This window comes from Actinomadura macrotermitis, assembly GCF_009604375.1.
Classification (GTDB): Bacteria; Actinomycetota; Actinomycetes; order Streptosporangiales; family Streptosporangiaceae; genus Spirillospora; species Spirillospora macrotermitis.
This window is the reverse complement of sequence record NZ_WEGH01000006.1, coordinates 215,047-238,936: the sequence shown is the minus strand read 5'-3', so window position 1 is coordinate 238,936 and position 23,890 is coordinate 215,047. Positions and strand designations below refer to the sequence as shown.

Sequence of the window (23,890 nt, the reverse complement as noted above, 5' to 3'; positions counted from 1 at the left end):
GCTGACTTGGCCCGGCGTAAGGTCCAATGAGCAGCGAAATGATTGGGCCAAGTTGGACTTCCACATCACCCTCGACGGGCGCGGTGACCTGGCCGCCCAGGTCTACCGCCAGTTCCTGGAGGCCATCCTCGACGGGCGGCTCCGCCAGGGGGAACGCCTGCCGCCGACGCGCGAGCTGGCCCGGTCCCTGGGCATCTCCCGCAACACCGTCGGCACGGCCTACGAACGGCTGACCTCCGAAGGGCTCGTCGCGGGCCGCGCCGGGGCGGGCACGTTCGTCAGCGCCGGCGTGCGCCCCCGCCCGCGCCGGGCCCCCTCGGGCGGCGGGCGGCCCCGCCTGTTCTGGCGGGACATGCCCGAGCCCGAGCCGTACCCGGAAGGGTTCGCCTACGACTTCCGGACCGGCACGCCCGACGTCCACCTGTTCCCCCTGCGGACATGGCGGCGCCTGCTCGCCCGCGAACTGCGGCCGTCGGCGCTCACCGGCTACGGCACGCCCGAGGGGCATCCCGCCCTGCGCGCGGCGATCGCCCGCTACTTCGGGACCTCGCGCTCGGTCCGCGCGGACGCGGCCGACGTCCTGGTCACCCAGGGCGCCCAGCAGGCCCTCGACCTCATCGGCCGGGTCCTGGTGGAGCCGGGCGCCCGCGTCGCGGTGGAGGACCCCGGCTACCCGCCGGCCCGCGACCTGCTGCGCTCTCTCGGGGCGCGGGTGGCCGACGTCCCGGTCGACGGCGAGGGCCTGCGGGTGGACGCGCTGCCCGGCGACGCGCGCCTGGTGTACGTGACGCCCTCGCACCAGTTCCCGCTCGGCACGCCCATGTCGCCGGCGCGCCGCACCGCCCTGCTGGAGTGGGCGCGGCGGCACGACGCGATGATCGTCGAGGACGACTACGACAGCGAGTTCCGCTACGGCGGCCGCCCGCTCCAGCCGCTGCAGAGCCTGGACCGCGACGGGCGCGTCATCTACGTCGGGTCCTTCTCCAAGACCCTGCTCCCGGCGCTGCGGACGGGCTTCCTCGTTGCGCCGGCGTCGCTGCGCCCGGCCCTGCGCGCGGCCAAGCGGCTGACGGACTGGCACGGCGACCCGATCACCCAGGCGGCCCTCGCCCGGTTCATCGACGAGGGCCTGCTGGCCCGGCACATCCGCCGGGCGGGCCGCGAGTACGCGGCCCGCCGCGCCCAGATCATCGCGGCGCTGGACGCCCACCCGGGGACGGCCCGGGTGCCGTCCGCCGCCGGCCTGCACCTCTGCGTGGAAGGAGCGGGACTGGACGCCCTGGTCGCCCCGGCCGCCGAGGCGGGCATCGCGGTCGAATCCCTGGCCCGCTACTGCACGGCCGCCCGCCGGGAGGGCCTGGTGATCGGCTTCGGGGCGGTCTCCGCCGACCGCGCCGCCGCGGGCGCGCGGCGCCTCCTCGGCATGATCGACGATCGGTTATCCACAATCTCGCCGCCTGCTTCCGATCGGCACCCCCGGCCCGCGAGCATCGAGGCATGGAGCAGGAACCCATCACCTGGAAGCGGGCCGGCGACGGCCTGATCATCCCCATCGCCCCGGGCGTCCGGCACAGCGGGGAGCCGTCCCTGACCGCCCGCGCCGAGGCCATCGGCCGCCTGCCGGCCCCCGGCGCCGTGGTCGTCCGCCGCACGGCGGCCTGGCTCTGGGGGCTGGACGTCCTGCCACCGGGGGCGAACCAGGCGGAGTGGCCGGTCGACCTGCAGCCCGCCGGCCTCCTGCCCGCCGACCATACGGTGGAGAGATCGGGCGTCCGGGTGACCACCCTCACCCGGACGGCCCTCGACTGCGCCCGCTGGCTGCCGCGCCTGGAGGCCGTCGCGGCACTGGACCAGTTCCTGCACCGGGGCGTTCCGCTGCCGGCCCTGCGCGCCATGGCCCGCGCCCCGACCGGCTACCCGGGCAACACCAAGCTCGGCGAGGTCTTCCGCGCCGCCGACCCGCGCGCCGAATCGCCGGGCGAGAGCTGGACCCGCACCCTGGTCATCGACGCGGGGCTCCCGCGCCCGCGGGCCCAGATCCCGGTGATGGGCCCCCGCGGCGAACCCCTCTACATCGACCTCGGCTACGAGCGCTTCCAGGTCGGCCTCGAATACGACGGTGAACGCCACCACACCGGCGCCCGGGCCCGCGCCTACGACCAGGCCCGCCGCCGCTGGCTCGGAAAGGAGATGGGATGGGACATCATCCCGGTCACCAAGGATTTCCTCTCGTCCCCCGCGCCCTACCTGGAGGCGCTCCTGACGGCCCTGCTGCACCGTGGCTGGAACCCCGCCGAGGAGACCATGGACCGCATAGCGACCCGCCTGGCCCGTCTCCGCCGCCGCCGACACCACCGCCACCGCTGATCCCAGGCCGCCGCTGCACCTGCGAAGGCCGGTGGGGGCGAGCCGCAGTGCCACCGCGCGGAGCTCGCGGCCTATGGGACGCGGTCATGGCCCGCTACCCGCCCAACCCCACGACGGCAGCCACACCGTGGCCGAGGCCAACTCCTACGTCCAGGCCGGCCCTTCGGGGTTCCGAGCCGGCGGGGGCCGATCCTGGAGGACGGGATCCCGGTGGCAGCCCGACGGCATCCCGCCGCGCCCGGTCGCCGGGATCACCACTCGCAGCATCGCCCGCCATCTGGACATCTGCGATAAGACGGTCCGGAACCATATCCACGCCGTCTTCGGCAAGCTCGACGTCCACAGCCGGACCGAGGCCGCGCTCGTGGCCGTGCAGAACAGGCCCCTGCGCCCGTGACGGCCCGCCAGACGCGGACGCCCCGGGCCCGGCGGTACGGCGTGGTCCATTAAGGGAGGCGGTGGACCCGGCCTTCCTTCATCACGAAGCCGACCTCGCCGAGCACCTCGATGTCGCCGAAAGGGTCGCCAGGGACGGCGACCAGGTCGGCGACGGCTCCCTCGCGGACGCGCCCGAGGTCGGCGCGGCCCAGCAGGTCGGCGGCGACCGAGGTGGCCGCGCGCAGTGTCCGGGCCGGGGTGACGCCCCAGCGCGTCATGGCGGGGAACTCCCGCCAGCTGTCGGCATGGGCGAACATCCCGGCATCGGTGCCGAACGCCAGCGTGAGGTCGCTGTGGCCGATGCGGCGCAGCCCCGCGCGCAGCGCGTCGGCGTTGCCGGCGACCAGCTCACGGGTGCCGGGCGGCTTGTCCTCCCAGAAGGCGTCGTCGTCGAGGGACTCCAGGTGCAGGTGGCCCACGTAGAAGGTGGGCACGAGTGGCCGGCCGCCCTTAGCGATCAGAGCGAGGCCCTCGTCGGAGCACAGCTGGGCGTGCTCGATCGTGGTCACGCCCGCGCGCAGGGCACGGCGCACGCCCTCGTCGGTGAAGGCGTGCGCGGCGGTGGGCAGGCCGCGGTCACGGGCCGCGCGGACGAGCGCGGCCATCTCGCGTTCGCTGTAACCGAGGTGGCCGGGCCGGTCGAGCCTGTTGATCATTCCGCCGGTGGCGGCGAACTTGATCCAGTCGGCGCCGTCGCGGGCCTGCGTCCGCACGGTCCGCTCGATCTCCTCCACGCCGTCGGCGAGCGCGCCGCTCTCGCAGGCGGAACCGGGGGAGGTGCCGTCGCCGTGGCCGCCGCGGGAGGAGATGATGCGCGGGGCGACGAACAGCCGGGGCCCCTGGAGGTGCCCGGCCGCCACCGCGTCCCGCACCGCCACCATGGCATGGCCCGGGCTCTGGGCGCCGAGGTCGCGGACGGTGGTGAAGCCGTGGTCGAGCAGCGTCCGCAGGACGGGCACCGCCGCCAGTGCCTCGTGCGCGGCCGACTGCGCCTTCGCCAGGTGCACGTGGCAGTCGATGAGGCCGGGCAGCAGCACCGCGTCCCCGAGGTCCACGACGTCCGCGCCGGCCGGGCGCCGCACCCGCCCGCCGACATCGCGGACACGGCCGTCCCGCACCAGCACTTCGCGCGGCCCGATGAGCCCGTCCGCCAGGCCGTCCCAGTAGCGCCCGGCCACGATCACGGTGTCCGCCACCGGCCCGCCCTCTCTTCCGGTCCCGCCGGCGCGCAGGCCGCGCTCACGCGGAGGACCGTTCGTCGAAGTCCCCCTTGGCCTGCTGCACCGCCGCCAGCACGCGTGGGAACCTGATGTAGGGCAGGCACCGGACGAACACCCCGATGATGTCCCCAGGCGCGACGCCGACGTTCTGCACCGAGCCGACGTTGGCCTTCATGGGCTCGACGCCGATGGCCGCCGGCCACACACGCTGCCGCTCGCGCATCGGCAGGTGCGTCCGGCTGCAGATGTCGCCGGACACGAACTCCAGCAGGAACCGGCCGAGGTCGGGCGCGGCCTCATCGAGCATCCGCTGCCCGCCGGCGCCGTTGACCCGCCGCATCGTGTCCAGGCTGCGCCGCCGGCGGTCGTCCGGGCCGTCCACCGGAGCTCCTTCGGCCTGGGCGCTCACGAGCCGGGGCCGATCACGTCGCGCGCCGCGAAGATCTCAGGGAACAGCGGCCTGCCGACCAGGTCCGCGAGGTAGGGGACGCCCTTGCCACCGGTGCCGGGTCGCTCGCCGATGATGCGGCGTACGGTCCGCGTGTGCTGGAAACGCCAGAGCTGGTGCCGTTCCTCCAGCTCCACCAGCCGCTCGGCCATCTCGTACTCCGCCCGGTGGTGGTCGCGGTCCTCGTAGATGCGCCGCAGCGCCGCCACGACGGTCTGGTCGGGCTCCTGGTCGCCGGAGAACAGGCGGCCCAGGCAGCTCTCGGGGACGGGGTGCCCCGCCCGCAGCAGGAAGCGCAGGAAATCGTCGTACAGGGTCGGCTCGTTCAGCGCGCGTTCGAGCAGCTCGCGCTGCGCCGACCGGCGGTAGTGCTCCAGGTACTCCGGACGCTTGTTGCCGAGCTTGAACTCCCACGCCCGCAGCTGGGCGGACTGGAACCCGCTGGTGTCGCCCAGAACGGGCCGGAACTCGGTGAAGGACTCGGGGGTGAGGGTGGCGATCACGCTCCACTGGCCGATCATCTGGGCCTGGACGGCGTAGACGCGCTCCAGCCCGCGGGCGGTGCCGATCAGATCGTCCTCGCGGAGCAGCGACTGCAGATGCGCCATCTCGTGCAGCAGCAGTTTGGTCCACAGCTCGGCGGTCTGGTGCTGGATGATGAAGAGCAGTTCGTCGTGGTGCGGCGGGTCGGCGAGCGGGTGCTGCGCGGTGAGGAGGCGGTCCAGGCCGAGGTAGCCCTCGTATGTCAGGTCCTCGTCCCCGTCACCGCGGCGTGAGCGCTTCAGCATGGACTGCTCCAGGGCAGGCGGGCGCGGCTCAGACGGCGCAGCGCGGACACGAGGGTGTCGCGTGGCGGCGCCAGGAACATCCGCACGAAGGGGAACGGATCGGGCGCGTCCCCGTCGCCGGCGCTCTGCAGGGTCATGGTGCCCGCTCCCGGCAGCACCCGGGGCTGGTCGAAGCACGCGCGCCGGTACCGGTCGACGCCGTCGGCGTGCTCCCGGTACGCGGGCGGGACGGGGAAGACCAGGTAGCCGGTGCAGTCTCCCGACCGGAGGGGATCGGCGGGATGGCCCAGTTCGCGCACGAGGAAGTCGGCGACCAGGGCCCGGTGCTCGGCGCAGGCCCGGCGGAGCCGCTCCAGATACCGCTCCGTCTCCTCGCTCCGCAGCCATCGCACCATGGCGTGTTGCAGCGGCACCGCGCAGTTGAACCGCTTGCCCAGCCGGCGGCCCGCCGGGCGCGGGAGCTCCTCCAGCGGGAGCCGCAGCACGGAGGCGGCCGCTGCCCCGGGGGCGGTCACTCCGCAGTAGGCATCGTCGATCAGGATGTTCGCGCCGGCGGGGCAGAGTTGGGACCCGTTCCCCGCGCGCAGCGGCCGATACCTGAACCGGAAACCCTGTCCGCTGAACACGCCGTGGTAGTCCCAGCCGGGCGCATGCATGATCACCATGGGGCGGTCCCGGGCGTTCCCCCGGACCGGTCACCCGAAGACGGACATGCTGGAGCGGGTTCCCGGGCAGGCGACGGCCACTTCGAAATCCGTGCCAGTGGTGCAGGTGCCGGGAATCCCGGCGCTCCAGAGGTGTAAGTGTGCAGGACACGTTGCAATGCGGGCAGCCCGTCTTGTGATAGGACATAGCCCTGGACGTGCGCGGGCGCCTTTTCGTGGGGCAGTCGGATCAGGCCGCCGGGGGCCTGTAACCGGGTTTTGCCCACCCTGAGGTAAATCGGTTCACTGTGGGGTGAGCCGGCCTTGAGATAAGCGTCGATCCATTCGGCGTCCTCGAAGCGGTGGCGGGTGCCCGCGTCCTTCGTCACCTCGGACGGGATCGACGACATTCTCGGCCTCCGCTCCTGCGGCCCGGGCTGCGGGGCTTTCCTTCCCGAAAGCATGCCGGGTCTAACGCGCCGCGCTTCCATAGGGAAAATCATTCATGCTTCCGCGAGCATCACGCGTCATTTCGGCATCGTCAGTCCCATCGTGCTTCTGGCGTATCGCCGCCTCGGCTCGGATAGGGAAGCGGAATGGAAGATTGGGAATGGCGGAAGGGGCCGGGTCCATGGACGATCCTGCCCGGTGGGGCCTCGCGGAGGCCGCCGGCGTCATGGGCTGGCCCGCTCTGAGCCTGCCGGCCGGCCTCACCGGTGATGGCCTGCCCGTCGGGTTGGAGCTGTGCAGCACACCGGGCTCCGACCAGCGCCTGCTCTCTCGGCAGGGGGTGCGAGGAACCGTGGGAACGGCCGCCGGAGCCCGGACCGCCTCCTGCCAGCCCCTTCCGCGAACGTGACCGCTACCCGTGACGGCCGGAGGAGCAGGTCAGGTTTGGGGCGGGCCGAAGATGTCGGGGCTTTCGCCCTCGGGGTCGAGGGAGACGAGGAGGGTGCGCAGGATTTCGCGCAGTTGCAGCACCTGATCCCTGCTGAGGGGGTCGAACAGGTGGGTGCGGACGGCCTCGACATGGTCCGGCGCGGCGGCCTCCAGGGCGGCGAAGCCCTCGTCGGTGAGCTCGGCGAGGGTGGTGCGGCGGTCGGCCGGGTGCTTGCCGCGGCGGACCCAGCCGGCCTCCTCCAGGCGGTTGACCGCGTGCGACAGGCGGCTGGGGGAGGAGCGCACCATCCGGGCCAGTTCGGTCATCGTCATGGTCCGGGCGGGGGACTCCGAGAGCATCGCCAAGATCATGTAGTAGGCGTGCGGCATGCCGGACTCCTGCTGGAGCCGGCGGTCGAGCTCCTCGTTCAGCAGGCGCGACGTCCACAGGAAGGCGCGCCAGGTCTGCTGCTCGTCGCTGTCCAGCCAGCGGGTGTCCTCCATGCCGGGAAGGGTACCGGTTTAACTTGAGCGTTCAAAACTTGATGATTCAATCACATGTGGTCTAGATTGATTGAGCGTTCAAGTTTTGGAGGATGACATGTCCCGGATGCCGGTGCTCTACCTCAGCCACGGCGCCCCGCCGCTGGCCGACGACGAGGTGTGGACGGACGAGCTGGCCCGCTGGTCGGCGGACCTGCCGCGCCCCTCGTCGATCCTCATGGTCTCCGCGCACTGGGAGGAGGCGCCCCTGGCCATCGGCGCGACCCGCCAGGTGCCGCTGGTGTACGACTTCTGGGGCTTCCCCGAGCACTACTACCGCGTGCGCTACGACGCGCCGGGTGCTCCCGCCCTGGCCGCCGAGGTGCGCGGCCTCGTTCCGGAGGTACGGCAGGACGCGGCGCGCGGCCTGGACCACGGCGCCTACGTCCCGCTGGTCGAGATGTACCCGGACGCCGACATCCCCGTACTGCAGATGTCGATGCCCACTTTGGAGTCGGAGCGGCTGTTCGAGCTGGGACGGCGCCTGGCACCGTTGCGCGACCAGGGCGTCCTCATCGTCGGCAGCGGTTTCACCACCCACAACCTGCGCGGGCTCGGCCCCGCCGCCGACGCCGCGCCGCCGTCCTGGTCGGCCGAGTTCGACGAGTGGGCCGACCGCGCGGTGACCGGCGGGGACGTGGACGCGTTGCTGAACTTCCGCGACGCGGCCCCGGCCGCGCACATCGCGCACCCGCGGACCGAGCACTTCGCGCCGCTGTTCATGGCCCTCGGCGCCGCCGGCGAGGGCGAGCGCCGTGCCGTCATCGACGGCTTCTGGCACGGCCTGGCCAAGCGCTCCTTCCAGTTCGACTGACCACTGCCAGGGGGTCAGGCGCGGCGGCGGAGGGTGCGGGCGGCCAGCAGGCCGACCGGGACGGGGGCCCAGAACGTGATCAGGCGGAACAGGACGACCGCCTGCAGCGCCGGTCCCGTCGCGATGCCGAGGACGGCCAGGGCGGCCACCAGGGCGGCCTCGGTGGAGCCGATCCCGCCGGGGGAGGGGATCGCGGCGCCCGCGGCGGCGCCGGCCAGGTAGGCCGCGATCAGGGTGAGGACGCCCGCCGAGGCGTGCGGCACCGCCCGGGCGCTGAGCGCGAACGCCAGGCCGAGGACGAGTGTGGTCGCGGCCGACGCGCCGAGCGTCACCGCCAGGTCGCGGGGCCGCCGGCACAGGTCGCGCAGCCCCGCCACGGCGCGGCCGACCGGCGCCGACCGGGCCGCGCGGCGGCCCCACAGCGCCGCCGCGGACAGGACGAGGGCCGCGCCGGCGAGCAGCGGCACCGGCGGCACGAGGCCGGCCGCGTGCGCGGCGTGCGCGCCCAGCGCGTCCAGCATGCGGTCGTCGCGGCCGGCGGCGAGCACGGCGATCAGCAGGAGCAGGTCCGCGGGCACGCCCGCGACCTGCATGACCGCGACGGCGACCGCCGCGCGGGGCAGCGGCAGCCCGCGGCACACCAGGTAGCGGGTGTTGACGGCGGCCGCGCCGAGCCCGCCGGGGGTGACGCGGTTCGCGGCGGCGGCGGTGAACTGCGCGAGCGTCGCCTCGGGCAGCGGGAGGGGGTGGCCGCTCGCGGCGCGCAGCGCGATCGCGGAGCACACGTAGTGCAGCACCGACAGTGCCGCGAGGGCGGGCAGGAACTCCCAGCGGACCGCGCCGGGCGAGGGCAGCGGCACGTAGGCCAGGAGCGCGGCGCCCAGGATCGCGGCGAGGACCGCCGGCACCCATCGGGTGCTCAGGCGGCGGGACGGGACGGTGCCCGTCAGGGGCACGTGCTCGGCGCCGGCGGCGATCGTCTCCACACCTCGGTTGTCGGCCACTCGCTTGAAGGCTATGCGACGCGCCGATTCAGCGCAGGCGAACGCTGGACGGCGGTCAGGCCGCCGGGCGGTACCGCCGTTCGCGGGTCTGCGCGCCGATGTAGCGGAGCATCCCGCTGAGCGCCCGCCGGTTCAGCCCGGACGGCAGCATCCGGTAGCCCTGCCGGTTGGCCAGCGCGAGGGCGGCGAACCGGGCCTGGTCGAGGGGACTCCAGGGGATGTCGAAGCGCTCCCGGACGATCGGCGGCAGGCAGCCGAAGGTGACCAGGCGCAGCGGGCGTTCGATGACCAGCCGGGAGGCGCGACCGGCCACCGCACCGCCGACGGGCAGCAGGGAGACGGTCTCGGAGCCGTGCCTGGCGATGTCCAGCGCACGCGCCGCGGCCGGCGTCAGTTCCAGTTCCTCGGCGCAGACATGCCAGAACCTGGACTGGAACGCCGCGTAGTCCGGCGGGACGGGCCGCATGCTGACGCCGTAGCGCGAGTACCAGGTGACCGTCTCGGCGTACAGGCGCTCGTTGTCCTCGGCCGTCAGCGTCTCGGAGTGGAACAGCTCGGCCGAGCGGAAGATCTCCCAGGTGAACGTGGCGTGCGCCCACCAGAACGTCTCGGGTGTGAGCGCGTGGTAGCGGCGGTCCCGCTCGTCCACGCCCCCGATGCCGCGGTGCAGGTCGCGGACGGCGCGGGCGCGGCGGTCGCCGTCGGGGGCGAGGACGGTCGCCCAGATCTGCGGGATGCTGCGGTGGATGCGGTCGAACGGCGCGTCGAAGAACGCCGAGTGCTGCGCGACCCCGGCGCCGATCCCCGGGTGCAGCAGCTGCATGAGCCCGGCCGCCGCGCCGGGCGCGAGCGAGCGCAGGTCGCCCGCGTACTTCCAGAGCAGGCAGCCGGGCTCGAGCGGGGCGGGCATCGCACCTCCGATAACCGTTCACTTACCAGAGTAGCGCTGCTGAGACATGAGTCAATATCTGTCTCATGACCCGCCCCGCGCCGGACTCAGGACGCTGGCTTGTAGACGGCCACCGCGCAGGCGCTGCCGAGGCCGATGTTGTGCTGGAGCGCGACGCGCGCGCCCTCCACCTGCCGTCCCCCTGCCTGCCCGCGCAGCTGCCAGGTCAGCTCGGCGCACTGCGCGATGCCGGTCGCGCCGAGCGGGTGCCCCTTGGAGATCAGCCCGCCGGAGGGGTTGACGACCCACTTCCCGCCGTAGGTGGTGGCCTGGTCGTCCACCAGCTTGTGGCCCTCGCCGACGCCGGCCATGCCGAGCGCCTCGTAGGTGATGAGCTCGTTGGCGCTGAAGCAGTCGTGCAGCTCGATGACGTCCACGTCGTCGATGGACACCTGCGCCTCCTCCATCGCGGCGCGGGCGGCGCGCTGGGAGCAGCCGAACCCGACGATCTGGATGGAGGAGTGGCCGGCGAAGCTGTCGGGAGTGTCGGTGGCGATGTGGTGCCCGGCGATCTCGACGGCCTGGCCCCACAGGTCGTGCTCGTCCAGGAACCGCTCGCTCACCACCAGGGCCGCCGCCGCGCCGTCGCTGGTGGGGGAGCACTGCAGCTTGGTCAGCGGATCGAAGATCATGGTGGCGTTCTTCACGTCGTCCAGCGAGTACTCCTGCTGGAACTGCGCGTAGGGGTTGTTCACGGAGTGCTTGTGGTTCTTCCACCCGATCCACGCGTAGTGGTCGGGGGTGGAGCCGTACTTCTCCATGTGCTCGCGGCCGGCGTTGCCGAACATCTGCGGCATCGGCGCCTTGTCCATCTCCCAGGGGCGGCCCTCGACCATCGAGTTCAGGTGGTGGTCGATGATGGTGACCTTGGACTTGCCGACGCCCGCGCCGAGCGAGCCCTTCTGCATCTTCTCCATGCCGAGCGCGAGCGCGCAGTCGGCGAGGCCGCCCCGGACGGCCTGCCGGGCCAGGAACAGCGCGCTGGACCCGGTCGCGCAGGCGTTGGCGACGGTCATCACCGGGATGCCGGTCATCCCCGTCTCGTACAGGGCGCGCTGCCCCATCGCGCCGTACATCGAGCCGGCGTAGGCCGTCTCGACCCTGTCGTAGCCGACGCCCGCGTCCGCCAGGGCCTTGCCGACGGCCTCCTTGGCCATGTCGGGGTACTCCCAGTCCCGGGAGCCGGGCTTCTCGAACTTGGTCATGCCCACGCCGACGACGAAAGTGCGGTTGGCCATCAGGCTCGCCTCCAGTGCCGAATACGGTTCGGCACCACGATAACCCGATGGCCAACCGAGCGCTCGCTTGGGTCAGCGGGCGAGCTCCTCCGCCAGGGCGGCGGCGAACCCGGTGACGTCCTCCTCGGAGGTGTCGAACGCGCACATCCAGCGGACCTCGCCGGTCCGCTCGTCCCACTCGTAGAACGCGTAGTGCTTGCGCAGCCGCTCCGCGACGTCCTTCGGGATGATCGCGAACACCGCGTTCGACTCGACCGGCCGGGTGATCCGCACGCCGGGCAGATCCCCGGCTGCGTCCGCCAGCCGCCGCGCCATCGCGTTGGAGTGCCGGGCGCCGCGCAGCCACAGGTCGCCCTCCAGCAGCGCGTTCAGTTGGGCCGACACGAACCGCATCTTGGAGGCCAGCTGCATGCTCTGCTTGCGCAGGTACTCCAGGCCGCGCACCGCGTCCGGGTTCAGCACGACGACGGCCTCGCCCATCATCAGGCCGTTCTTGGTGCCGCCGAACGCCAGCACGTCCACCCCGGCGTCGGTGGTGAACGCGCGCAGCGGGACGTCCAGCGCGGCGGCGGCGTTGGCCGCCCGCGCGCCGTCCATGTACAGCAGCATCCCGTGCTCGTGCCCGAGGTCCGCGAGCGCGGCGACCTCGGCCGGGGTGTAGACGGTGCCGCACTCGGTCGCCTGGCTGATCGCCACGATCCCCGGCTGGGACTGGTGCACGTCGCCGAACCGGATCAGCTGCGGCTCGACCAGCGCGGGCGTGAGCTTGCCGTCCGGAGCGGGCACCGGCAGCAGCTTCAGACCGGCGATCCGCTCGGGCGCGCCGCACTCGTCCACGTGGATGTGCGCACTGGCGCCGCAGACCACCGAACTCCACGGGGCGGCCATCGCGCGCAGCGCGACCACGTTGGCGCCGGTCCCGTTGAACACCGGGTAGGCGGCCGCCCGCTCGCCGAAGTGCCGCCGGACGATCTCGGCGAGGCGCGCGGTGTGCGCGTCGTCGCCGTAGGCGGGCTGATGGCCCGCGTTGGCGGCGGCGAGCGCGGAGAGGACCTCCGGGTGCACGCCGGCGTGGTTGTCGCTGGCGAATCCGCGCCGGGCGGGATCAGTGGTGTGCGAGGTCAAGCCGGGTTCCGTTCAGTTCCGCGGCGGGCCGGTCCCACAGGCCCGCGATCACTTCGGCGAGGTCGTCGACATGGGTGAACCCCGGGAAGGGGTGGTCCGGCCGCTCGGCCTGCATCGCGCCGGTCAGCAGCGCCTTGACGACCAGGACCACCGCCGCGGCGTCGGTGCCCGCGAAGGAGTCGGCGAGCGCGAGCGTCCACGCCTCGGACGCGGCCTTGGCGGTGGCGTAGGCGGCCGAGCCCTGCTCCGGGCGCTGCGCGCCCTGCTGGGACACGATCGCCACGCGCCCGCCCGCCTCGCGCAGCGGCCCGGCGAAGGCCAGGGTGGTGTGCTGCAGCGTGCGGATGAGGGTGTCGTGCAGGAACGCCCAGTCGGCCAGGTCGGTGCCGTCGAAGGTGCTGCCGCCGCGCCAGCCGCCGACCAGGTGGATCAGGCCGTCCACCCGGCCGTGCTCGGCACGGACCTGCTCGGCCAGGGCATGGACCGCCTCGGGGTCGAGCAGGTCGGCGGCGACGGCGGAGATCCGCGGGTCGTCCCAGTCGGCTCGGCGCCGGGCGACGGCGACGACCCGCGCGCCGCCCGCGGCGAGGCGGCGTGCCGCCGCCTGCCCGGCGGGGCCGTTGGCCCCCGCCACCACGACCACACGGTCGTCCAGAGTCTGCGTCATCCCCTCATTGTGCCGGTGCGGGCGCCCCCGGGACGCGCCCGGCCGGGGCGTGCGGGGCGAGCCGGCCGCGCAGCGCGTCGACGTCGTCGCCGAGCTGGGCCACGCTGGCCTGCAGCTCCCGCCAGAGCCCGGCGCGCTGCTCCATCTGCGCGAGCTTGCCGCGCAGCTCGGCGAGGCGCCGCTCGGCCATGTCCAGCCGCCCGGTGCTCTCGGCGCTCTCCTTGCCGGTGCGGATCAGGCCGGTCGCCAGGATCGCCAGATCGCGCTCGATGTCGTCCATCCGCTCGTCGACGCGGGGCAGCATCCGGTCGTTCAGCTGGGCGATCAGCGAGTCCAGTTCGGCGCGCAGGGCGCGCAGCCCCGCGTCCTGCCCCCGCACGGTCTCCTCCAGCCGCCGGATACGCTCGCCGTAGGCGGGCAGCACCCGTTCGAGCTCGGCCACGCGCTCGTGTTCCAGGCTCAGCCTGACCAGCAGCCCGATGCCGCCGCGCACCTGGCGCTCGGCCTCGGCTGCGACCCGGCGCACCAGACCCGAGAACACGGCCATGTTTCTCCTTTCGGAGGAGACGTGTGGAGATGTCCCTCCGAACTCTAGGCGAACACGGCCCTAACAAGTCATGTTCTTCGCATGTCGGGCACGGGAATCGTGGGCGCGCACACGCACAGCCCGTGCCGGGTGATCAGCCGGGCGCGGTCGGCGGTGTAGTCGGCCGCGGACGCCGCGGGCCGCACGCGTTTGCAGGTCAGGCACAGCATGCTGGTCTCTCCCCCTGGTCCGCCGGCCGTCCCGTGTGCCTTCCCCTCCCTGAGGCACACGGGACGGCGGCAGCCGAACCGTAGGCGCGCCGACGTTGCACGCACGTTGCGACCAGGCGAGCACGCACGGTGCCGAAGGCGCGGTATCGGAACCGAGGCCGACCGGTTGCGCCGAACCGGTTGCGACCCGGTTCGTTCGGACCGATGCTCAGTACGGCCGAGACGCGCGGGCGACGGGGGAGAGGGCCGATGACACAGGACCCGGCCGCTGCGGGCCGCCCGGTTCCGCTCCACACGGGGACGGAACCGCATCTGAGCCCCGAGCCACGGGATCTGATGGGGGCGCTCGCCGAGGAGCACGCCGCGGAGTTCGGCGGCGACGGTGCGGGCCCGTCCGTCCGGCCCGCCATCGCCGAGTCGTGGCGGCGCTCGCGCGACTTCGGCCTGCTGCCCGAGACGCGGACGGCGGCACCCCTGGTGCTCGACCGCGACACCGTCACCGGCCTGCGCGCCGGCCACCCGCTCGCCGCCGACCTGCCGCTGGTGCGCGCCCTGCTGCGCGACGCCGCCGAGGCGTCGGGGCACCTGATGGTGGTCACCGACGCGATGGGCCACGCGCTGTGGGCCGAGGGATCGCCGCAGGCCCTGCGCGACGCGACCGGGATCGGGCTGATCGAGGGGTTCTGCTGGGCCGAGACCGCGATCGGCACCAACGGCATCGGCACCGCCCTCGCGACCGGGCGGCCCGAGTACGTCTACGCCGCCGAGCACCTGACCAGTGTGCTGCACCGCTGGTCGTGCGCCGGGGCGCCGGTCACCGACCCCGACTCCGGGCAGGTCGTCGGCTGCCTGGACCTCAGCGGCACCGCGCCGCGGCTGCACCCGGCCGCCGTCCGGCTGGTCGAGGCGGCGGCGCGGCTGGTGGAGACGCGCATGCAGGTGCGCGTCCAGCGGAGCGACGAGCGGCTGCGCGAACGCTACGGCCGGCACCTGCGCGCGCCGCGCGGCGGGCCCGGCCTGCTGGTGACCACGACGGGCCGGGTGCTGCTCGGCGAACCCGATCGCTGGCGCGGGCACCGGCTGGCCCCGCCGGTGCCGGGCCGCACCGTCGTCCTGCCCGACGGGCGGGAGGCGGTCGCCGAGCCGCTCGGCGAGGTGTTCCTGCTGCGGCCGGCCGAACCCGACGCCGCCGAGCCGGCCGCCCCGCACGCGCAGCGCCCGCTGCTCAGCCTGTGCCTGCTCGGCGACGGGCAGCCGTACGCGCGGCTGAACGGGCGGCGGCTGCCGCTGTCGCTGCGGCACGCCGAGATCCTCGCGCTGCTGGCGCTGCACCCGCGGGGCCTCAGCGGCGACCGGCTGTCGTGGTACCTGTACGGCGACGAGGGCAGCCCCGTCACCGTCCGCGCCGAGATCCACCGGCTGCGCGCCCAGCTCGGCGCGCTCGTCGGCGCCAAGCCCTACCGCCTGGAGTGCGACGTGGACGCCGACTTCCTCGGCGTGCGCCGCCGCCTGGACGACGGCGACGTGGCGGGCGCGGCCCGCCTGTGCGCCGGCCAGCTGCTGCCGCGCTCCGACGCGCCCGCCGTCCGCGCCGAGCGCGACGAGCTGCAGGTGCGGCTGCGCCGGCAGATCCTGGACGCCGGCGGCGCCGACGGGCTGTGGGCGTTCGCGCAGACCGACATGGGGCAGGGCGACGCCGAGGTGCTGGACCGGCTGCGCGGGATGCTCGCGCCGGACGACCCGCGCCGCGCCATGGTCGCCGCGCGCAGCGCCCGGCTCCGCGAGGACGGGTGACCCCCGGTGCCCGGCGGCCGGTTCAGGGGGCGAGGGCGCCGGTGTCGCTCAGGTGGGAGAGGTCGTTGTAGTCGACCGGCCGCAGCCGGCCCTCGCTGCGTCGCCACCGGGTGACCGAGCAGTTGCCGATCGGCTCCTTCTCCACCTCCATGATCTCCTGCTCGGTGAGCTCCTCCACGATGTAGCGGGTCATCACCACGATCGCGTCGTGCGTCACCACCAGCGCACGGCCGCCCGAAAGCTCCTGGTAGAGGCTGCGCAGCCGCAGCGCCAGGTCCGCCCAGGACTCGCCGCCGGGCGCCCGGTAGTAGAACTTGCCGACGCGCCGCTTGCGTTCGGCCTCCTCGGGGAAGCGGCGCCGCACCCCGACCGGCGTGAGGCCCTCCATGACCCCCTGGTCGCGGTCGCGCAGCCGCTCGTCCACCCGCACCCGGGGGCTGTAGGGGACCTGCTCCAGCGCGATGCGCGCGGTGTCGCGGGTGCGCAGATAAGGGGAGACCAGGACCAGGGTGGGGCGTTCGTCCTCGGGCAGCGCGGCGAGCCGGCGGCCGAACCGCACCGCCTGCGCGCGGCCGGTGTCCGACAGCGGGATGTCGGCGTCGCGCTCGGAGATGCCGTGCTCCTCGGCGTCGGTGCCGTCGGTCTCGCGGAAGGCGACGTTGCCGGTGCTCTCACCGTGCCGGGTCATGATGAGCCACTCAAGCGCGTTCACGTGTCACATGCTGCCATGGCGGCCCCGGGACACCGTCCACTACGACCGGTAGTACTCTCGGAGGCCTATGACGAACGCCCTGGCCACCGCGATCATCGCGGTGTCGTTGCTGGCGGCCGCGTTCAGCGCCGTCACCTCCTTCCGGAACCGGCCGATGGGCCGGGGAGACCTCGCCGGGCTCGCCGTGCTGGAGGTGCTGCTGGTCGTCCAGGCGGTGCTCGGCTTCGTCAAGCTCGGCGGCGGCGAAGGGCCGAAGGACAGCGCCACCTTCGTCGGATACCTGCTGGCCGTCCTGCTGATCCCGGCCGCCGGGGCGGGCTGGGGGCTGCTGGAGCGCAGCCGCTGGGGGCCGGGCGTGATCGTGGTGGCCGGCCTCGCGGTGGCCGTGATGATCGTGCGCATGAACCAGATCTGGAGCGGCACCGGTGTCTGACACGACCGAATCGCCCGCCACCACCGGCACGGGGAGCGGACCGGGCCGGATGCTGGTCGCGGTGTACGCCATCTTCGCGCTGGCCGCCGGAGCGCGCGCGGGCGTGCAGATCGCCACGAAGTTCTCCGAAGCGCCGGTCGCCTACACGCTGTCGGCGTTCGCCGCGGTCGTGTACGTGCTGGCGACCGTGGCGCTCGCGCGCGGCGGCCGCACCTCGCGGCGCCTGGCGGTCGCGGCCTGCTCGGTCGAGCTGGCCGGGGTGCTGGTCGTCGGGACGCTGAGCCTGGCCGACCCCGCCGCCTTCCCCGACGCGACCGTATGGTCGGGATACGGGCGCGGGTACGGGTTCGTGCCGCTGGTGCTGCCGGTCGTGGGCCTGCTGTGGTTGCGGCGCACCGCCCGGGCGGGCCGGGGCTGACGGCTGCGGCGGGGCCGGGCCAGGGGACCCCGGGCCGGTGGGCCCGGGTGGTTCCGGACGGCCGGCGGGTCAGGCGGCGGTCATCGTCCGCCCGCCGATCGGAAGCATGTGCACGGCCGCGCGGGCGATCTGCTCGACCTCCTCGGGCGTGAACCCGGCGGTCGGGTTGCGGCGGATCCAGCGCACCAGCTTCAGCGGCGGCGCGAACACGATGTCGTCGGCGGTGAACGGAGAGGCGGCGAGCCGGCCGCCGTGCACGGCCAGCACCGGCGTGACGGTGACCGCGAGCCCGGTCCGCTCCGACAACAGCCGCGACGCGGTTGCGGCCGCCCCGTTCAGGCCCTTGACCAGGGCCGACTGCGTGCGGCCGTCGATGAACAGCTTCCCGCCGTAGGGCGCGATCTCGGCCTCGGGGTGCCACGCCTCGTTGTGGATCAGCCAGACCCCGCCGGGACCGACCAGGATCTGGTCGGCGGTGCCGTGCCCGGGGACGGTCCGGGCGTGCAGCGTGCGGTGACCGCGCCGCTCCAGGGTGTGCCGCAGCAGCCGGTTCATCCGCTGGTCACCGCGCAGCCCGAGCCGCCAGGTGCGCGACAGGTTGTGGCCGCGCCAGTGGAAGTAGGTGTCCAGTGCCGCAACCAGAAGGGCCGTTCCGATTCCGAAAAGGGGGCCGACGAGCATCCCGCACAGAATCAGCGTCATTACGGTGAAAATTGCACGAGTGCGCAGCCGGCCCTTTCGCCCGCGCTGCCAGAGCTCCTCGTAGACCGCCTGCGGGGAGCCGCCCGTGAAGGCCGCCCGGTCCCTGAGATAGATGGAGCCGCCGATCATCGCCCAACCTCCTGCACCTGCGCCGACGAGCCGATTATGGGCCTACCCGCCGCATTGCCCTCGCACGACGGGAGGTGACGCTAGTAGAACGTAAAAGCAACCGGAAGTGAAAGAGATGTAGTTTACCAAGGAGTATGCCGGAGCTTCTCCCGCGTGTTGTTGACCTGGGCTTTAGAACGTTCTACAGGTAAAGGCGCAAAGCGCGGTGCAAGTCTCACCGCAAGACGCGGACCACTTCCGGACGGGTGGCATTTGTCACATGGGCCGTGCCGGTACCGGCCCGCCGGGCCCGGGCGGCAGACTGGAGCGATGCATCCCGACCGCGCCGCGGCGGCCGCCGCGCTGCCCGTCCGCCGAGCCGTCCCCGCCCTGGCCGCGGCGCTCGCCGGCCACGGCGCGGCCGTCCTCGCGGCGCCGCCCGGCACCGGCAAGACCACCTATGTGCCGCTCGCCCTCGCCGGGCTGACCCCGGACGGGACGCCGGGCGAGGGGCGCGTCGTCGTCCTGGAGCCGCGGCGGCTGGCCGCCCGCGCCGCCGCCCGCCGGATGTCCTGGCTGCTCGGCGAGCGTGTCGGCGGGCAGGTCGGCGTCACCGTGCGCGGCGAGCACCGGCCCGGCTCGCGGATCGAGGTCGTCACCACCGGGGTGCTGCTGCAGCGCCTGCAGTCCGAACCCGAGCTGGACGGGGTCGGCACGGTGATCCTGGACGAGTGCCACGAACGGCACCTGGACGCCGATACCGCGCTGGCGTTCCTGCTCGACGTGCGCGCGGCGCTCCGTCCCGGCCTGCGGCTCGTCGCCGCCTCGGCCACCGCCGACACCGGTCCCTGGGCACGGCTGCTCGGCGACGCGCCGGTGGTCGAGACCGCGGCGGCGCTGCACCCGGTCGAGACCGTGTGGGCGCCGCCGCCGCGCCCGCTGCCGCCGCCGCACGGCATGCGCGTGGATCCCGCGCTGCTCGCGCACGTCGCCGCGACCGTCCGCCGGGCGCTCACCGAACGCGACGGCGACGTGCTGTGCTTCCTGCCCGGCGCCGGCGAGATCGCCCGTGTCGCCGGAATGCTGTCCGGGCCGTTCGAGGTGCTGCAGGTGCACGGCCAGGCGCCCGCCGCCGTCCAGGACGCGGTGCTCGCGCCGGGGGAGCGGCGCCGGGTGGTGCTCGCCACCTCGGTCGCCGAGTCCAGCCTGACCGTGCCGGGGGTGCGGATCGTGGTCGATTCGGGCCTCGCCCGCGAGCCGCGCACCGACCACGCCCGGGGGCTCGGCGCGCTGACGACCGTCCGGGCGTCGCGGGCCGCCGCCGAGCAGCGCGCCGGCCGCGCGGGCCGCGAGGGGCCCGGGGCCGTCTACCGCTGCTGGAGCGAGGCCGAGCACGACCGGTTGCCGGCCCGGCCCCGTCCCGAGATCGAGCTGGCCGACCTGACCGGGTTCGCGTTGCAGGCCGCCTGCTGGGGCGACCCCGGCGCATCCACCCTGTCCTTGCCGGACCCGCCGCCCGCCGCCGCGCTGCAGGCCGCGCGCACCACGCTGCGGGCCATCGGCGCCGAGGGACCGGACGGCCGGGTGACCGACCGGGGACGGCGGCTGGCCCGCGTTGGAGTGCATCCCCGGCTTGCGCGCGCGCTGCTGGACGGCGCCCGCGAGGTGGGCGGGCGTGCGGCCGCCGAAGTGGTGGCGCTGCTGTCCGAGCCGCCGCCGCGCGGGGCCGGGGACGACCTGACGGCGGTGTGGCGCGCGCTGCGGCGTGGCGGGCGGCCCGCCGACGCGCATGCGGCGCGCTGGCGTGACGAGGTGCGCCGCCTGGCGAATGCGGACCTTCCCGCAGGCGGCGGCGGGAACGATGACCGTGTGGCGGGGCTGATCGTGGCGCTGGCGTTCCCCGAGCGGGTGGCGCGCGCGCGGCGTGGCGGCTATCTGATGGCGTCAGGGACCGGCGCCGAGCTGGCGGACGGATCGGCGCTCGCCGCGGCGCGTCCCGAATGGCTCGCGGTGGCCGTCGCCGACCGCCCGGCGGGATCGGCGTCGGCGCGGATCCGGCTCGCCGTGGTGATCGACGAGGACACGGCCCGGCTCGCCGCCGCGTCCCTGCTCGCCCGCGGCGAGGAGGTCGCCTGGCGGGACGGGGACGTCGTGGCCCGCCGCGTCGAGCGGCTCGGCGCGATCGAGCTGGACGCCCGGCCGCTGCCCGACCCCGCCCCCGGCCTCGTCGCCGCGGCGCTGGCCGAGGGCCTGCGGACCGAGGGCCTGGCCCTGCTCGACTGGACGCCGGCGGCCGTCGCGCTGCGCGAACGCCTGGCGTTCTGCCACGCGGCGCTCGGTGAACCGTGGCCCGCGATGGACGACGAGTCCCTCCTCGCGCACGCGGGCGAGTGGATCACGGGTGCGCGGGCGCGGCGGCGGGCCGACCTGCGGCGGTTCGACGTCGCGGGGGCGCTGCGGAACCTGCTGCCGTGGGAGTGCGCGGCGCGGCTGGAGGAGATGGCGCCCGAACGGATCGAGGTGCCGTCGGGGTCCCGCGTGCGCGTCGACTACTCGGGGGAGCGGCCCGTCCTCGCGGTGAAACTGCAGGAGCTGTTCGGCTGGGACGCCGCGCCGCGCCTCGCGGGCGGCCGGGTGCCGCTGGTGGTCCACCTGCTGTCGCCCGCCGGGCGGCCCGCCGCGGTGACCGCCGACCTGGCGTCGTTCTGGGGCGAGGGATACCGGGCCGTCCGGGCCGAGCTGCGCGGCCGCTACCCCCGGCACCCGTGGCCGGAGGACCCGGCGCAGGCCGTGGCGACCCGCCGGGTCAAACCCCGCCGTTAGCGCGTTCGCGGACCAGCACCTCGATGCCGTCCAGGATGCGCTGGAGGCCGAACTCGAAGACGTGCCCGGGGGCGACCGCCGAATTGTGCGCCTCCCCGCTCGCCGACCCGACGCGCGAACCGAGCGGGTAGCGGGTGGCGTCGATCAGCTTGGCCAGGACCGGTGAGGTGGCCTCCCACCACTCCTTGTCGCTGAGGCCGGTGCGGCGCTCGGCCTGGGCGGCGTCCACCGAGACCCGCGCCGAGCTCTCGGCGAACCCGTTGACGAGCGCGACGACCGAGTCCATCTCCAGGTCGGTGAGGCCGAGCCCCTCCACCGCGCCCAGCTCGCGCTCGTACTTCTCCAGCATGTTGGGGCCGAGCGGCGGGCGGGTGGCCGACACCTGCAGCAGCCAGGGGTGGCGGTGGTACAGCCGCCAGTTCTCCCGCGCGACGTGCTCCAGCGCCGTGCGCCAGCCGCCGCCCGGCGGCGGCGTGAAGCCGGCCAGCGCGCGGTCCATCATGACGTCGATCAGCTCGGACTTGCCCGGCACATAGGTGTAGATCGACATGGGCGCGACGCCGAGCTCGTCGGCGATGCGGCGCATCGACAGCGCCTCCAGGCCCTCGGCGTCGGCGATCTCCACGGCGGCCTGCACGATCCGCTCCACGGTCAGCCGCGGTTTCGGGCCGCGCCGGGGCCGGTCGGGGACGCCCCACATCAGGTCGAGGGTGCGCTTGGGATCTCCCGCGCCGCTGTACTCCGTCGTCACGCCCACCATCCTCGCAGAAGCCGGAGGTTGAAACTCTGTACGGGGTACGTTATAACTAATTCCGTAAGCCGTACAGAGTTGGAGGGCGCGGATGGGCTCGCACGAATTCACGATCGTCGCCGAGGGGCTGCGCAAGCGGTACGGCGACGCCGAGGCGCTGCGCGGCGTCGACCTGGCGGTCCCGGCGGGCACCGTGCACGGCCTGCTCGGGCCGAACGGGGCGGGCAAGACCACGATCGTCCGCATCCTGGCCACGCTGGCCCGGCCGGACGGCGGCCGCGCCGAGATCGCCGGGCTCGACGTCGTCCGCGACGCCGCCCGGGTCCGCACCCGGATCGGCCTGGTCGGGCAGCACCCGGCCGTCGACGAGGTGCTGAGCGGCCGGCAGAACCTGGAGATGTTCGGGCGGCTCTACCACCTGGACGCCCGCGCGGCGCGGCACCGGGCGGGCGAACTGCTGGAGCGGTTCGGCCTCGCCGACACCGGCCGCAAGCCGGCCTCGGCGTACTCGGGCGGGATGCGGCGGCGGCTCGACCTGGCGGCGAGCATGATCCTGGCGCCGCCGGTGCTGTTCCTGGACGAGCCGACCACCGGCCTGGACCCCCGCTCGCGCGCCGAGGTGTGGGAGGCGGTGCGCGCGCTGGCGGCGTCCGGCACCACGGTCCTGCTCACCACCCAGTACCTGGAGGAGGCCGACCGCCTCGCGGACGGGATCTCGGTGCTCGACCGCGGCCGGATCGAGGCGGGCGGCACCCCCGAGGGGCTGAAGAGCCTCGTCGGCGGCGACCGCCTGGACATGGTGGTCACCGACCCGGCCGACCTGGCCGGCGCGGCCGGGGTACTGGCCCGCGTCACCGGCGCCGAGCCCGACATCGACGAGGCAGCCCTGCGCGTCGGCGCCCCGGTCGCCGACCGGGCCATCGCCCTGACCGACACCGTCCGCGCCCTGGCCGACGCCGGCATCACGGTCGCCGACATCGGCCTGCGCCGTCCCACCCTCGACGAGGTCTTCCTCCATCTCACCGCCACCGAGGAGGTCGCGGTATGAGCGCCCGCCGGCTTCAGCAGGGAACGCATCACGCCAAGGAGGGCGCCGCATGACGATCGAAGCACCGATGACCGCCGCGGGACGGCTGCGCTGGGCCGTGCGGGACGGCCGCACGCTGACCGGCCGGGGGGTGGCGCACTGGGCCCGCAAACCCGACCAGATCATCCTCGGGCTGCTGTTCCCCGTGCTGGTCGTCCTGATGATGGGCTACCTGTTCGGCGGCCAGATGCAGGTGCCCGGCGGCGGGGACTACCGCGAGTTCATCATTCCCGGCATGTTCGCGATGACCATGCTGTTCGGCATCGAGAGCACGTTCGCGGCCGTCGCGGAAGACGTGGCCAAGGGCGTCACCGACCGGTTCCGCGCGATGCCGATCGCGCCCTCGGCCGTGGTGGTGGGCCGCGCCGTCACCGACATGATCCAGGCGACGGCCGGGCTCGCGGTGATGGTGGTCTGCGGCCTGCTGATGGGCTGGCGCTGGCACGACGGCCTGCCGCGCGCGCTCGCGGCGTTCGGCCTCCTGCTGCTCATCCGGCTCGCGCTGACCTGGGCGGGCGTCTACCTCGGGCTGATCGCCAAGGGTCCCGAGTCGGTCATGACGGTGCAGATCCTGGTGTGGCCGATCAGCTTCCTGTCCAGCGCCCTGGTCGCGCCGAGCACCATGCCGGGCTGGCTGGGCGCGATCGCCGAGTGGAACCCGCTGTCGGCCACCGTCACCGCATGCCGCGACCTGTTCGGCGACCCGGCCGCCGCAGGCGGCTCCTGGGCGGCGCAGCACAGCCTCCTGCTCGCGTTCCTGTGGCCGCTGCTGCTGATGGCGATCTTCTTCCCGCTGTCGGTCCACCGCTACGCCACCCGGGAACGCTGACCCCGAAGCGCCGAACGACCACCGCCGCGAACACCCGACGGGAGAGACAAGGGCCAGGAAAGCCAACCGGCGGGAGACGACCAGCCGGGGGGAGGCGAGTGGCAGAGGAGAGTCAGGTCGCCAGCGTAGGTACGTAGGGAGGCGATCCTCGCCGGAACGGAACACAAGGAAGGCGGGCCGAACCCAGGACCGAACCGGGACGCCGGCCCGGCCCGAGGCGGAACCGCCGAGCTCACCTGGAGCCTCCCCGCCGGGCCGGCACGGGACGGGATCGCCGTGCGGGAGGAGACGGGGCGTCGAGCCAGGCCGGACCGGAGTGGCGGCGGGGCCGCCGGGCCGCTCGGGCCATCGCC

At 74.1% G+C, this 23,890-nt stretch carries 25 protein-coding genes; 10 read left to right on the top strand and 15 right to left on the bottom strand.

Features of this window, described 5'->3' with window-relative positions; all coding sequences use genetic code 11:
• The first annotated feature begins 52 nt into the window (after positions 1-52).
• The 3 genes from pdxR (at position 53) to ACRB68_RS37605 (ending at position 2,764) form a co-directional block, all read left to right on the top strand.
• Positions 53-1,543: a MocR-like pyridoxine biosynthesis transcription factor PdxR gene (gene pdxR / locus ACRB68_RS37615; protein ID WP_153541327.1), complete on the top strand. Its 1,491-nt coding sequence runs from the start codon at positions 53-55 to the stop codon at positions 1,541-1,543.
• Positions 1,498-2,367: a hypothetical protein gene (locus tag ACRB68_RS37610; RefSeq protein ID WP_153541325.1), complete on the top strand. Its 870-nt coding sequence runs from the start codon at positions 1,498-1,500 to the stop codon at positions 2,365-2,367. The genes pdxR and ACRB68_RS37610 overlap by 46 nt, the downstream gene beginning before the upstream one ends.
• Before the next feature lie 73 nt (positions 2,368-2,440).
• Positions 2,441-2,764 carry a helix-turn-helix domain-containing protein gene (locus ACRB68_RS37605; protein WP_153541323.1) on the top strand — a complete coding sequence of 108 codons (324 nt, stop codon included), beginning with the start codon at positions 2,441-2,443 and terminating at the stop codon, positions 2,762-2,764.
• Between the two features lie 49 nt (positions 2,765-2,813).
• On the opposite strand, the gene ACRB68_RS37600 is transcribed toward ACRB68_RS37605, so the two are convergent.
• From ACRB68_RS37600 to ACRB68_RS37575, 5 genes are all read right to left on the bottom strand, one after another.
• Positions 2,814-4,001, bottom strand: a complete 1,188-nt coding sequence (locus ACRB68_RS37600) for a metal-dependent hydrolase family protein (RefSeq protein WP_207709976.1) — start codon at positions 3,999-4,001, stop codon at positions 2,814-2,816.
• A gap of 43 nt (positions 4,002-4,044) precedes the next feature.
• On the bottom strand, positions 4,045-4,407 hold the full coding sequence (locus tag ACRB68_RS37595; protein WP_153541319.1) for a carboxymuconolactone decarboxylase family protein: 363 nt from the start codon (positions 4,405-4,407) through the stop codon (positions 4,045-4,047).
• A 23-nt stretch (positions 4,408-4,430) separates the two neighbouring features.
• The gene (locus tag ACRB68_RS37590) at positions 4,431-5,261 is read right to left on the bottom strand and encodes a tryptophan 2,3-dioxygenase (protein ID WP_153541317.1); all 831 of its coding nucleotides are present in this window, start codon (positions 5,259-5,261) and stop codon (positions 4,431-4,433) included.
• Positions 5,255-5,926, bottom strand: a complete 672-nt coding sequence (locus tag ACRB68_RS37585; protein ID WP_153541315.1) for an aminotransferase-like domain-containing protein — start codon at positions 5,924-5,926, stop codon at positions 5,255-5,257. The genes ACRB68_RS37590 and ACRB68_RS37585 overlap by 7 nt, the downstream gene beginning before the upstream one ends.
• Positions 5,927-6,793: 867 nt before the next feature.
• Positions 6,794-7,288, bottom strand: a complete 495-nt coding sequence (locus ACRB68_RS37575; protein ID WP_153541312.1) for a MarR family winged helix-turn-helix transcriptional regulator — start codon at positions 7,286-7,288, stop codon at positions 6,794-6,796.
• Positions 7,289-7,385: 97 nt separating this feature from the next.
• Between ACRB68_RS37575 and ACRB68_RS37570 the strand changes: the two genes are divergently transcribed.
• A complete protein-coding gene (locus ACRB68_RS37570; protein WP_153541310.1) occupies positions 7,386-8,141 on the top strand; it encodes a dioxygenase family protein in 756 nt (251 codons plus the stop codon).
• Positions 8,142-8,155: 14 nt separating this feature from the next.
• Here ACRB68_RS37570 and ACRB68_RS37565 read toward each other — a convergent pair whose 3' ends face one another.
• The 7 genes from ACRB68_RS37565 to ACRB68_RS40405 all read right to left on the bottom strand — a co-directional run bounded on the left by ACRB68_RS37565 (position 8,156) and on the right by ACRB68_RS40405 (position 13,880).
• A complete protein-coding gene (locus ACRB68_RS37565; protein WP_153541308.1) occupies positions 8,156-9,145 on the bottom strand; it encodes a lysylphosphatidylglycerol synthase transmembrane domain-containing protein in 990 nt (329 codons plus the stop codon).
• Positions 9,146-9,200: 55 nt separating this feature from the next.
• The gene (locus ACRB68_RS37560; protein ID WP_153541306.1) at positions 9,201-10,055 is read right to left on the bottom strand and encodes an oxygenase MpaB family protein; all 855 of its coding nucleotides are present in this window, start codon (positions 10,053-10,055) and stop codon (positions 9,201-9,203) included.
• 86 nt (positions 10,056-10,141) lie between these two features.
• The gene (locus tag ACRB68_RS37555; protein WP_153541304.1) at positions 10,142-11,332 is read right to left on the bottom strand and encodes a thiolase C-terminal domain-containing protein; all 1,191 of its coding nucleotides are present in this window, start codon (positions 11,330-11,332) and stop codon (positions 10,142-10,144) included.
• Between the two features lie 72 nt (positions 11,333-11,404).
• Positions 11,405-12,457 (bottom strand): threonine aldolase family protein, encoded by a 1,053-nt coding sequence (locus ACRB68_RS37550; protein ID WP_153541302.1) that lies wholly within the window; start codon positions 12,455-12,457, stop codon positions 11,405-11,407.
• Positions 12,438-13,124 carry an SDR family oxidoreductase gene (locus ACRB68_RS37545; protein ID WP_153541300.1) on the bottom strand — a complete coding sequence of 229 codons (687 nt, stop codon included), beginning with the start codon at positions 13,122-13,124 and terminating at the stop codon, positions 12,438-12,440. The genes ACRB68_RS37550 and ACRB68_RS37545 overlap by 20 nt, the downstream gene beginning before the upstream one ends.
• Before the next feature lie 4 nt (positions 13,125-13,128).
• Positions 13,129-13,671 (bottom strand): hypothetical protein, encoded by a 543-nt coding sequence (locus ACRB68_RS37540; RefSeq protein WP_153541298.1) that lies wholly within the window; start codon positions 13,669-13,671, stop codon positions 13,129-13,131.
• 68 nt (positions 13,672-13,739) lie between these two features.
• Complete coding sequence (locus tag ACRB68_RS40405) at positions 13,740-13,880, bottom strand: hypothetical protein (protein ID WP_194293599.1); 141 nt, start codon at positions 13,878-13,880, stop codon at positions 13,740-13,742.
• Between the two features lie 336 nt (positions 13,881-14,216).
• Here ACRB68_RS40405 and ACRB68_RS37535 point away from each other — a divergent pair, with 336 nt between their 5' ends.
• A complete protein-coding gene (locus ACRB68_RS37535) occupies positions 14,217-15,674 on the top strand; it encodes a helix-turn-helix domain-containing protein (RefSeq protein WP_153541296.1) in 1,458 nt (485 codons plus the stop codon).
• A 22-nt stretch (positions 15,675-15,696) separates the two neighbouring features.
• Here ACRB68_RS37535 and ACRB68_RS37530 read toward each other — a convergent pair whose 3' ends face one another.
• Entirely contained in the window at positions 15,697-16,386 is a 690-nt protein-coding gene (locus tag ACRB68_RS37530; protein ID WP_328595279.1) for a histidine phosphatase family protein, read from the bottom strand.
• Positions 16,387-16,453: 67 nt separating this feature from the next.
• Here ACRB68_RS37530 and ACRB68_RS37525 point away from each other — a divergent pair, with 67 nt between their 5' ends.
• Together ACRB68_RS37525 and ACRB68_RS37520 are read left to right on the top strand one after the other, a co-directional pair.
• Complete coding sequence (locus ACRB68_RS37525; protein ID WP_153541294.1) at positions 16,454-16,819, top strand: hypothetical protein; 366 nt, start codon at positions 16,454-16,456, stop codon at positions 16,817-16,819.
• Positions 16,820-16,868: 49 nt separating this feature from the next.
• Entirely contained in the window at positions 16,869-17,237 is a 369-nt protein-coding gene (locus tag ACRB68_RS37520) for a hypothetical protein (RefSeq protein WP_153541709.1), read from the top strand.
• Between the two features lie 69 nt (positions 17,238-17,306).
• Here ACRB68_RS37520 and ACRB68_RS37515 read toward each other — a convergent pair whose 3' ends face one another.
• Entirely contained in the window at positions 17,307-17,939 is a 633-nt protein-coding gene (locus tag ACRB68_RS37515) for an NERD domain-containing protein (protein WP_235960894.1), read from the bottom strand.
• A 438-nt stretch (positions 17,940-18,377) separates the two neighbouring features.
• Here ACRB68_RS37515 and hrpB point away from each other — a divergent pair, with 438 nt between their 5' ends.
• Positions 18,378-20,870 carry an ATP-dependent helicase HrpB gene (gene hrpB, locus ACRB68_RS37510; RefSeq protein WP_153541292.1) on the top strand — a complete coding sequence of 831 codons (2,493 nt, stop codon included), beginning with the start codon at positions 18,378-18,380 and terminating at the stop codon, positions 20,868-20,870.
• Here the strand turns inward: hrpB and ACRB68_RS37505 are convergent.
• The gene (locus ACRB68_RS37505) at positions 20,854-21,621 is read right to left on the bottom strand and encodes a TetR/AcrR family transcriptional regulator (RefSeq protein WP_328595278.1); all 768 of its coding nucleotides are present in this window, start codon (positions 21,619-21,621) and stop codon (positions 20,854-20,856) included. The genes hrpB and ACRB68_RS37505 overlap by 17 nt on opposite strands.
• A gap of 91 nt (positions 21,622-21,712) precedes the next feature.
• Between ACRB68_RS37505 and ACRB68_RS37500 the strand changes: the two genes are divergently transcribed.
• Positions 21,713-22,669, top strand: a complete 957-nt coding sequence (locus ACRB68_RS37500; protein WP_153541288.1) for an ATP-binding cassette domain-containing protein — start codon at positions 21,713-21,715, stop codon at positions 22,667-22,669.
• Positions 22,670-22,718: 49 nt separating this feature from the next.
• A complete protein-coding gene (locus tag ACRB68_RS37495; RefSeq protein WP_207709974.1) occupies positions 22,719-23,537 on the top strand; it encodes an ABC transporter permease in 819 nt (272 codons plus the stop codon).
• The last annotated feature ends 353 nt before the right edge of the window (positions 23,538-23,890 follow it).